Origin of the sequence: Nocardiopsis protaetiae (assembly GCF_045446735.1) — a bacterium.
Classification (GTDB): domain Bacteria; phylum Actinomycetota; class Actinomycetes; order Streptosporangiales; family Streptosporangiaceae; genus Nocardiopsis; species Nocardiopsis protaetiae.
This window is the reverse complement of the sequence record NZ_JBJJBV010000290.1, coordinates 1-8,111: the sequence shown is the minus strand read 5'-3', so window position 1 is coordinate 8,111 and position 8,111 is coordinate 1. Positions and strand designations below refer to the sequence as shown.

Here is an 8,111-nt window from a genome sequence, read left to right as displayed (position 1 = left end):
GGACCATGGCCGCGAGCGGGACGATGCCGGAGCCGCCGCCGATGAGGACGACCGGGTCGGGTGCGGTGGTGTCCCATACGAACCAGCCGCCCAGGGGTCCGCGTATCTCGACCCGGTCGCCGGGGGCGAAGTCGCCGACCAGGTAGGGGGAGACCTCGCCGTCGGGGTCGAGCTGGACGGTGAGCTCCAGCCGGTCGGGGGTCGAGGCGGAGGCGATGGAGTAGGAGCGTTCGGCGGTGTAGCCGTCCTCGGCTCTCAGGCGTACGTCGATGTGCTGGCCGGGGCGGTGTCCGGTCCAGCCGGGGGCGGACAGTACCAGGGTGCGGGCGGTGGGGGTCTCCCACCGGTCGGCCTCCAGGGTGGCCGGCCTCCAGCGGGCCACGGGTCAGTCCCCCCGGTAGCGCTGTTCGCGCCAGGGGTCGCCGTAGTCGTGGTAGCCGGCCTGTTCCCAGAATCCGGGTTCGTCCTCGTTCAGCAGGGTGATGCGGCTGATCCACTTGGCGGACTTCCAGAAGTACAGGTGGGGGACGAGCAGGCGGGCGGGGCCGCCGTGTTCGGCGGGCAGGGGTTCGCCGTCGAAGGTGTGGGCGATCCAGGCCTGGCCGTCGGTGAGGTCCTGCAGGGGCAGGTCGGTGGTGTAGCCGCCGTGGGAGTGGGCCAGGGCGTACTCGGCGGTGGTCTCCACGTCCTCCAGGAGGGTGTCGAGGCTGACGCCGGTCCAGTCGGTGTCGAGTTTGGACCAGCGGGTGACGCAGTGGATGTCGGTGTGCGGGTCGTCCTGGGGCAGGGCCAGGAGTTGGTCCCAGGTCCAGGTGTGACGGGTGCCGGTCTCGGTGACGATCTCCAGGGTCCAGGTGTCGGTGTCCACACGGGGTGTGGGGCCCACGGTCAGGACGGGGAAGTCGTGGGTCTGGTACTGGCCGGGCGGGATGCGGTCGGGGTCGCCGCCGCGTCGGCCGCGAAAGCCCCGGGTGATGAGGTTCATGCGTTCGTCTCCTGCCGGTGGTGTCCGTGCCCGGCCCCCTACCCGGGGGCGTGCGCGGGTAGGGCAGGGGGAGGGTCAAGGAACGGGCGCGGTTTCCGGGCCGGGGGCGGGAAGGGTCGGGGGAGGGTGATGTTTCGCCCCCGTTCGGGGAAAGTCCGGTTTGTCCTGGGGTGGGGTGGACAGGGTGGCGGGCGGAGCCGCGGGCGCGGGGCCCGCGGCCGTGTTCCGACGGGGGTCCCCATGTCCGAGAAGAAGGTCGTCCTGGAGCAGGCCGCCCAGGAGTTCGCCGACGCCACCGCCACCCCGCCCTTCATCTACGAGCTGCCGCCCGAGCAGGGCCGGGAGGTCCTGGAGGGCGTCCAGAGCGGTGAGGGGGTGCCCAAGCCCGAGATCACCGAGGAGTGGATCACCGTGGAGGGCGGGCCCACCGGGCGGGTGCCGGTGCGGATCGTGCGCCCGGCCGGGTCGGCCGGGATCCTGCCGGTGGTCTACTACATCCACGGGGCGGGCTGGGTGTTCGGCAGCGCGAGCACCCACGACCGGCTGGTGCGGGAGCTGGCGGTGCGCACCGGGGCGGCGGTGGTCTTCCCCGAGTACGACCGGGCGCCGGAGGCCGGGTACCCCACGGCGATCGAGCAGAACTACACGGCGGCCCGGTGGGTGGTCGAGCACGGTGCGGACAAGGACCTGGACGGGTCCCGTATGGCGGTGTGCGGGGACTCGGTGGGCGGCAACATGTCCGCGGTGCTGGCGCTGATGTGCAAGGACCGCGGGGAGGTGGAGCTGGCGGGGCAGGCGCTGCTGTACCCGGTGACCGACGCCGACTTCGACACCGGGTCCTACCGCGAGTTCGCCACCGGGTACTTCCTGCGGCGGGACGGCATGATCTGGTTCTGGGACCAGTACACGACCGATCCCGCCCAGCGGGCGCAGATCTACGCCTCGCCGCTGCGGGCGTCGCTGGAGGAGCTGCGGGGCCTGCCCCCGGCGATGGTGCTGACCGGTGAGGCCGATGTGCTGCGCGATGAGGGCGAGGCGTACGCGAACCGGTTGCGGGAGGCGGGGGTGCCGGTGACGGCGGTCCGCTTCCAGGGGATGATCCACGACTTCATGATGGTCGACAGCATGCGCGACACCCACGCGAACAGGGCGGGGCTGCTGCTGGTGACGGACTTCCTGACCGAGGTGCTGGGCACCCGGTCGGTGGTGCCGCGCCAGCAGGCGGGGCGGCGCTCGCAGGCCGCGGCGCGGTAGCGCGCGTGCGCGGGTGGTGGGGCGGGACCCTGGGGGTCCCGCCCCTTTTGTCATGGAGGTCAGGCGGGGTCGATGGCGGTGTTCTGGCCGGCCGCGATGCGCCAGCCGTGCGGGGTGCGGGTCAGGATGTACAGGGCGCGGCCGTGGGCGCCCTCGGCGGGGGCTCCGGTGGTGTCGACGGGGGTCTGGTGGACGTTGGCGGCGATGAGGTCGGGGGCCAGGGAAAGGAGTTTGACGACCTCGTAGCGGGCGCGGGAGTCGGCGAGGAGACCGGTCATGGCTTTGCGGGCGAAGTCGGTGATCTCGCGGCGTCCGTCCAGGCGTGTTCCGGCGGCGTTGGTCCAGGAGGCGTGGTCGGTGTAGAGGGCGCCCAGGGCGTCGGGGTCGTTGGTGTTGAAGGCGTGTTCCAGGGCGTGGACGGCGGCGGTGGCGTCGGCGCGGTCGGTGTCGGTGAGGGGGCCGACGGTCAGGGGTGTGCCGGTCACGGGTGCTCCTCGGGGTGTGTCGGTGTGGTCGTGGACCATTCGACAACCTCAACCAATATTGAGGTCAAGGGAAGAGGGGGACGCCTTCGCGCACCAGGTGCCAGTTGACGGTGTGGAAGTCGGCCGGGTCGATGACCTGCACGGCGGTGGCGTGGTCGATGAGCGCCTGGCGGATCTCCAGCTGGGCGTTGTAGAGCACGGGCGCGTCGGCGATGTGGGGGAAGGCGCCGCCGCCGGATTGGCGGTAGTTGTTGACCGCGACCGCGAATTGGTCGTCGTCGGCGACCTCGGCGCCGTCCAGGGTCAGGGAGGCCACCCGCTGCCCGGCGGGTCGGGACACGTCCAGGGTGTAGTCGACGCCGGCGAGCTGGTCGCAGTTGTAGTCGGGGGTGCCGTCGGCGTTGGTCAGGTCGGCCGGGTCGACGTCGCCGGCGGCGGGGACCTGCCGGTAGTAGCGGGCGGAGTGTTCGAGGTAGTCGCGCAGCTGGGCGCCGGTGAGCACCGAGGCGAGCAGGGTGTTGTCGTAGATGTACAGGGCGGCGATGTCGCGGATGCTCAGGTCGCCGGCGGGGAAGACGGCGGAGCGGCTGAAGGGGGCGGCGATGGAGAGCACCGGCAGGTCGGCCTCGGGGGTGCCGGCCAGGGCGGCGGCCACGGTGTCGGTCTGGACCCGGTGGACGAAGTCGACGATGGCGGTGTCGGTCCAGCAGGCGGTGGCGGCGCTGAGTTCTCGGGCGCTGGTGGCGACGACCCGGTTGACGTAGGCGACGGTGGCGGCGTGCTGGTCGGCGACCAGGGCGGCGACGCGGGGGTCCTCCTCGACGGTGTTGGCGTTGAGGGTCAGGGCGCTCTTGGACACCACCCGCCAGCGGCCGTGTTCGCGGCGCAGGGCCAGGTCCATGACGGACAGGCGCCGCCCCCAGTAGGAGGGCATGGTCATGAGGACCTGTTCGCCGGTCTTCTCGTTGGTGACGAAGCGTTCGGGGACCTCCCGGTGGGCGTGGCCGAACAGGATGGCGTCGATGCCCGGGACCTGTCGGGCGACCAGGGCGGAGGCGTTCTCGACCGGCAACTCGCCCTGGTAGGAGGAGGATCCGCTGTCGCCGGCGTGGGCGCTGACGATGACGATGTCGGCGCCCTCGCGGCGCATGAGGGGTACCCAGCGGCGGGCGGTGTCGACCAGGTCGAGGAAGTCCAGGCGGCCCTGGACGTGGTGGCGGTCCCACACGGCCGAGCCGGGGTTGGTCAGGCCCAGCACGCCGACGGTGAGGGGCTGGGTGCCGGGCTTGTTCGTGCAGTCGACCTTGAGGCGTTTGAGGGTGTAGGGCTTGTAGGCGGGGTCGGTGGTGCCGTGGTGGACGGCGTTGGCGGCCAGGGCGGGGGCGTCCATCTGGGAGATCCAGGTGTCCAGGTGGTCCAGGCCGTAGTTGAACTCGTGGTTGCCCAGGGTGACGGCGTCGTAGTCCAGGGCGTTCATGGCGCGGGCCATGGGGTGGGTCTCGCCGGTCTCGGTGATGGGTTCCACGACGCTGTAGTAGGTGGCCAGCGGGGCGCCCTGGATGGTGTCGCCGGAGTCGAAGAGCAGGGTGTTGTTGCGGCCGCGCTCGGCGCGGATCCGTTCGACGAGGGCGGCGGCCTTGGCGATGCCGATGTGGTCGCCGGCGGCGTCGGAGTATTCGCTGTCCTTGTAGTAGTCCCAGTTGAGACAGTGGCCGTGCAGGTCGGAGGTGCCCATCACGGTGATGAGCGCATCACGTGCGGAGGATGCGGCGGCGGGGGTGGGCCAGCCGGCCAGGGCCAGGGCGCCGGCGGCGCTCAGGCCGCCCAGGGCTCCGCGTCGCGAAATGGTGGGCTCCTTCGTCATGGGGCTTCTCCCGGGGGTTTTCGGGCGGGGCGAAGCCACACACGGTAACGGGTCCGGTGCTGTGGGGGAACCGGGCTCGTGTGAACGATCGGTGCACACGACAGGAGAGGGATGCCGGTGGTGGAACGGGGCGGGGCGGCGGTGCGGCACGCGGCGGGGGTGCGGGGTCAGAGGGCCTTGCGGTAGCGGAGGGCGGGCAGGCCGGAGTCGAAGAAGTCCTCGCCGTCCGGGTGCCAGCCGGTGGCCTCGTACAGGGCGCGGGCGGCGGTGTTGTCGGGCAGCACCTGCAGGGTGACGGCGTCGGCGGCCCCGGCCAGGTGCTCCAGGGTGGTGTCCAGGAGGCGGCGGCCCCAGCCTTTGCCCTGGAGGGCGGGGGCGACGGCCAGGTGGGTCAGGTGGGCGGTGTGCTCGCCCGGGGCGGGCAGGTGGGTGAGGGTGTAGCCGCCCGGGGGGCGGTCCGGGGCGCGCAGGACCAGGAGCAGGCGCGGCGTGTGCAGGAGTTTGCGCAGGGCGCGGGCGCGCACCGCCGGGTCGGGGGCGGTGCCGTCGCGGTCGGCGACGGCGGCGGTCCACAGGTCCGCGCAGGCGGTGTGGTCGGCGGCGGTGCCCGAGGTGATGGCCGGTGTGATGGCGGGGCCTCCTGGGGTGTGATGGTGGGCACGTCTGCGGGGCGGGCGGCGGGGGGCGTCGGCGCCGGGCGGGGCGCGGGGTTCACCTGCGGGGCGCGGTGACGGCGGCGGCCAGGCGGGTCAGGCAGGTCAGGGCGGCGTTGACCGCCGGGTGGGTGCGCGAGCCCTCTCGGGTGCAGGTCAGGATCTTGCGCGCCGGGGCCGGCTTACCCTGCAAGGGGATGCGCGCGATGGGCAGTTCGGGCAGGTCGGCCAGGCGGGGGATGAGCGCCACCCCCAGCCCGTGGGCGACCAGGGCGGCGATCGCGTTCCACTCCTTGGCCTGATGGGGGCCGTGGGGGGTGAACCCGGCCGCGCCGCAGGCCGACATGGTGTGCGCGCTGCAGGTGGTGTCCGGGGGCGGCAGCACCCAGGTCTGGTCGGCGGCCTCGACCAGGGGCACCTCGGTGCGGTCGGCCAGGGGGTGGCCGTGGGGCACCACCAGGTCCAGGACGTCGTCCAGCAGCGGTGTCTGGTCGAACCGGGTGTCGGTGGGCGGAGGCACGCCGGGGGCGGCCTCGACGACGGCCAGTTCCACCTCGCCCTGGAAGAGCAGGTCCAGGGCGTGCCCGGGTTCGGCCTCGGACAGGCGGATGTCCAGGCGGGGGTGGGCGGCCGACAGTTCGGCGGCCATCGGGGCGAGCAGGCGCGAGAGCACCACCGGGAAGCAGGCGATGCGCAGCAGCCCGGCGGGTTCGGTGCCCAGGCCGCGGATCTGGATCTCGGCCCGTTCCCAGCGGGCGGTGATGTCGTCGGCGTGGGCGAGCAGGTCGTGGGCGGCCGGTGTGAGCCGGACCCCGCGGCCGCGGGGTTCCAGCAGGGGGACGTTCAGCTCCTTGGCGAGCAGGCGGACCTGCTGTGAGGCGGCCGAGGTGGTCATGTGCAGGGCGTCGGCGGCGGCGGTGACGGTTCCGTAGTGGGCGACGGCGCGCAGGACGCGCAGGCGCCGTAAGTCAATCATGTAGTCCATGCTTCATGGTCTGGTCCAAAAATTCAACGTGGACATTGAAGATGTGTGGAGAGAGGCTGGAGGAGTCCGGCCCCGACGAGAAGGAACGAGAGCGACGATGACGAGCACCTGCCCGCACTGCGGCTGGCCCGACTCCCAGCCCTTCCGTGTGATGTCCCGGCACACCACCGCCGCCGGGCTGACCATGTGGGTGCGCTGCGCGTGCGGCTCCCTGCAGGTCCGCGAGGTCGGCGCGGCGGGGGTGCGCATCGTCTCGCGCGGGCGCCCCGACCTGGTCCCGGGCGGCGACGGCTGCCCGGCCTGACCGCCGGCTGGTCCCGGCCCCGGCGGATGCCGCGGCCGCTGCGGGGGGTGGCCGCCTGGGTGCGGGCGGCACGCCGGGAAGGGGCCCGGCGGTCTCCGGGCGGAGGATCCGCCGCGGGCCTAGGCTCGGAGGGGACGCGTCGCCGACTTCGGAGGTCCCCATGAACGGGCAGGAGGGCGCACCGCCCACGGAGTTCCCCGCGCGGATGGGCAAGGTGGCCCCGCGCGAGCTGGCCGCCCACGGCTACACCCGCTACGAGCACCTCACCCGGGTCACCGCCGAGGACCTGCTGAAGATCCACGGGGTGGGCCCCAAGGCGATCCGCGTCCTGCAGGAGGAGCTGGACGCCCGCGGCCTGTCCTTCGCCGACGGCTGACCCGGCGGGCGCTCAGGCGTGGGGCGTCGAGGGGGCGAGCACGGCGCGGGTCTGCGGCAGCCCCGCCAGGTCGGTGATGATGGCGATGTGCTCGTACAGGCCGCCGAGCCGCAGGCTCGCGGCGTCCTGGCGTCCGCCCAGGGCGAGCAGGGGGACGAACCCGAAGCACTGCTCGAACCCGGGGACGCCGTCCCGGGCCGCCGCCTGCGGGTAGGGCTCCCACTCGAACACCGGCTGCCGGTCGGCGGGGTTCTCGATGATCGCCGCGAGGCCGTCGAGCGTGGTGCCCTGCGGGATCACGTCGATGGCGCCCCAGCGGAACTTGACGACGAGGAACAGGCCCTTGACGTGGATGACCACGTCCGCGTCATGGGGCCTTGCTTCCTCGCGGCCGGTTGCGGGGCGGTGCGGAAATCGTGGCGCACAGGTGGTCCGCGATACGGTTACGACCATGAACAACACCCCGACACGACCGTCCACGTCGGTTGAGGACTACGTGAAGGTCATCTACGACCTGCAGGAGCGCGGCACCGGCCCGGTCACGATCTCCGGGATGGCCGAGCGGCTGTCGGTGTCCAACTCCTCCGTGTCGGGGATGCTGCGCAAACTCGGTGACCTGGGCCTGGTCGAGCACCGCCGGTACGGGTCGGTGCGCCTGACCGAGGAGGGTACCAAGGCGGCCCTGTCGGTGCTGCGCCGCCACCGCCTGTTGGAGACGTACCTGGTGGCGGCGCTGGGGTACTCGTGGGACGAGGTGCACGACGAGGCCGAGATCCTGGAGCACGTGGTCTCGGACAAGTTCGTCGACCGCATCGCCTCCTACCTGGGCGATCCGGTGGTCGACCCGCACGGCGACCCCATCCCCACCACCGACGGCCGGGTGGTGGAGCGGCCCTCGGTGCTGCTGTCGGAGGCCGACGAGGGTGTGGAGGGCACCATCGTGCGGGTCAACGACACCGACCCGGACCTGTTGCGGTACCTGGCCGATATCGAGATCGGCATCGGGATGACGGTGCGGGTGGTGGAGCGCCAGCCGTTCGCGGGGTCGCTGCGCATCGCCGTGCGCGCCGATCAGGATGCTCGTGCCCGGGACCGGTCGCTGGGGCTGGTGGCCGCCGAGGCCCTGTGGATCGCCCCCGAGGAGGCCTGACCCCGGGCCCCGCCCGACCGGTCGGGCGGGCGGGGACGCCGCGCCCTCACCCCTG

11 protein-coding genes are annotated in these 8,111 nt (G+C 72.8%); 4 read left to right on the top strand and 7 right to left on the bottom strand.

What is annotated here, in order from left to right:
• Together ACJOT3_RS29475 and ACJOT3_RS29470 are read right to left on the bottom strand one after the other, a co-directional pair.
• Nucleotides 1–382, bottom strand: a 382-nt coding sequence (locus ACJOT3_RS29475) for an FAD-binding oxidoreductase (RefSeq protein WP_406976399.1), incomplete at its 3' end; no start/stop codon positions are given.
• A gap of 3 nt (nucleotides 383–385) precedes the next feature.
• Nucleotides 386–985, bottom strand: a complete 600-nt coding sequence (locus ACJOT3_RS29470; RefSeq protein WP_406976398.1) for a sulfite oxidase-like oxidoreductase — start codon at nucleotides 983–985, stop codon at nucleotides 386–388.
• A 240-nt stretch (nucleotides 986–1,225) separates the two neighbouring features.
• Between ACJOT3_RS29470 and ACJOT3_RS29465 the strand changes: the two genes are divergently transcribed.
• Nucleotides 1,226–2,239 carry an alpha/beta hydrolase gene (locus tag ACJOT3_RS29465; protein WP_406976397.1) on the top strand — a complete coding sequence of 338 codons (1,014 nt, stop codon included), beginning with the start codon at nucleotides 1,226–1,228 and terminating at the stop codon, nucleotides 2,237–2,239.
• A gap of 59 nt (nucleotides 2,240–2,298) precedes the next feature.
• Here the strand turns inward: ACJOT3_RS29465 and ACJOT3_RS29460 are convergent, their stop codons facing one another.
• From ACJOT3_RS29460 to ACJOT3_RS29445, 4 genes are all read right to left on the bottom strand, one after another.
• Nucleotides 2,299–2,724: an SgcJ/EcaC family oxidoreductase gene (locus ACJOT3_RS29460; RefSeq protein ID WP_406976396.1), complete on the bottom strand. Its 426-nt coding sequence runs from the start codon at nucleotides 2,722–2,724 to the stop codon at nucleotides 2,299–2,301.
• Between the two features lie 64 nt (nucleotides 2,725–2,788).
• Nucleotides 2,789–4,588, bottom strand: a complete 1,800-nt coding sequence (locus ACJOT3_RS29455) for a bifunctional metallophosphatase/5'-nucleotidase (RefSeq protein ID WP_406976395.1) — start codon at nucleotides 4,586–4,588, stop codon at nucleotides 2,789–2,791.
• A gap of 167 nt (nucleotides 4,589–4,755) precedes the next feature.
• A complete protein-coding gene (locus ACJOT3_RS29450; RefSeq protein WP_406976394.1) occupies nucleotides 4,756–5,112 on the bottom strand; it encodes a GNAT family N-acetyltransferase in 357 nt (118 codons plus the stop codon).
• Between the two features lie 187 nt (nucleotides 5,113–5,299).
• Nucleotides 5,300–6,217 (bottom strand): LysR family transcriptional regulator, encoded by a 918-nt coding sequence (locus tag ACJOT3_RS29445; RefSeq protein ID WP_406976393.1) that lies wholly within the window; start codon nucleotides 6,215–6,217, stop codon nucleotides 5,300–5,302.
• A gap of 106 nt (nucleotides 6,218–6,323) precedes the next feature.
• Here ACJOT3_RS29445 and ACJOT3_RS29440 point away from each other — a divergent pair, with 106 nt between their 5' ends.
• Nucleotides 6,324–6,530 (top strand): hypothetical protein, encoded by a 207-nt coding sequence (locus tag ACJOT3_RS29440; RefSeq protein WP_406976392.1) that lies wholly within the window; start codon nucleotides 6,324–6,326, stop codon nucleotides 6,528–6,530.
• Nucleotides 6,531–6,690: 160 nt separating this feature from the next.
• Nucleotides 6,691–6,906 (top strand): helix-hairpin-helix domain-containing protein, encoded by a 216-nt coding sequence (locus ACJOT3_RS29435; RefSeq protein WP_406976391.1) that lies wholly within the window; start codon nucleotides 6,691–6,693, stop codon nucleotides 6,904–6,906.
• Between the two features lie 12 nt (nucleotides 6,907–6,918).
• Here ACJOT3_RS29435 and ACJOT3_RS29430 read toward each other — a convergent pair whose 3' ends face one another.
• Nucleotides 6,919–7,266, bottom strand: a complete 348-nt coding sequence (locus ACJOT3_RS29430; protein WP_406976390.1) for a T6SS immunity protein Tdi1 domain-containing protein — start codon at nucleotides 7,264–7,266, stop codon at nucleotides 6,919–6,921.
• Nucleotides 7,267–7,357: 91 nt separating this feature from the next.
• Between ACJOT3_RS29430 and ACJOT3_RS29425 the strand changes: the two genes are divergently transcribed.
• A complete protein-coding gene (locus tag ACJOT3_RS29425) occupies nucleotides 7,358–8,056 on the top strand; it encodes a metal-dependent transcriptional regulator (protein ID WP_406976389.1) in 699 nt (232 codons plus the stop codon).
• The last annotated feature ends 55 nt before the right edge of the window (nucleotides 8,057–8,111 follow it).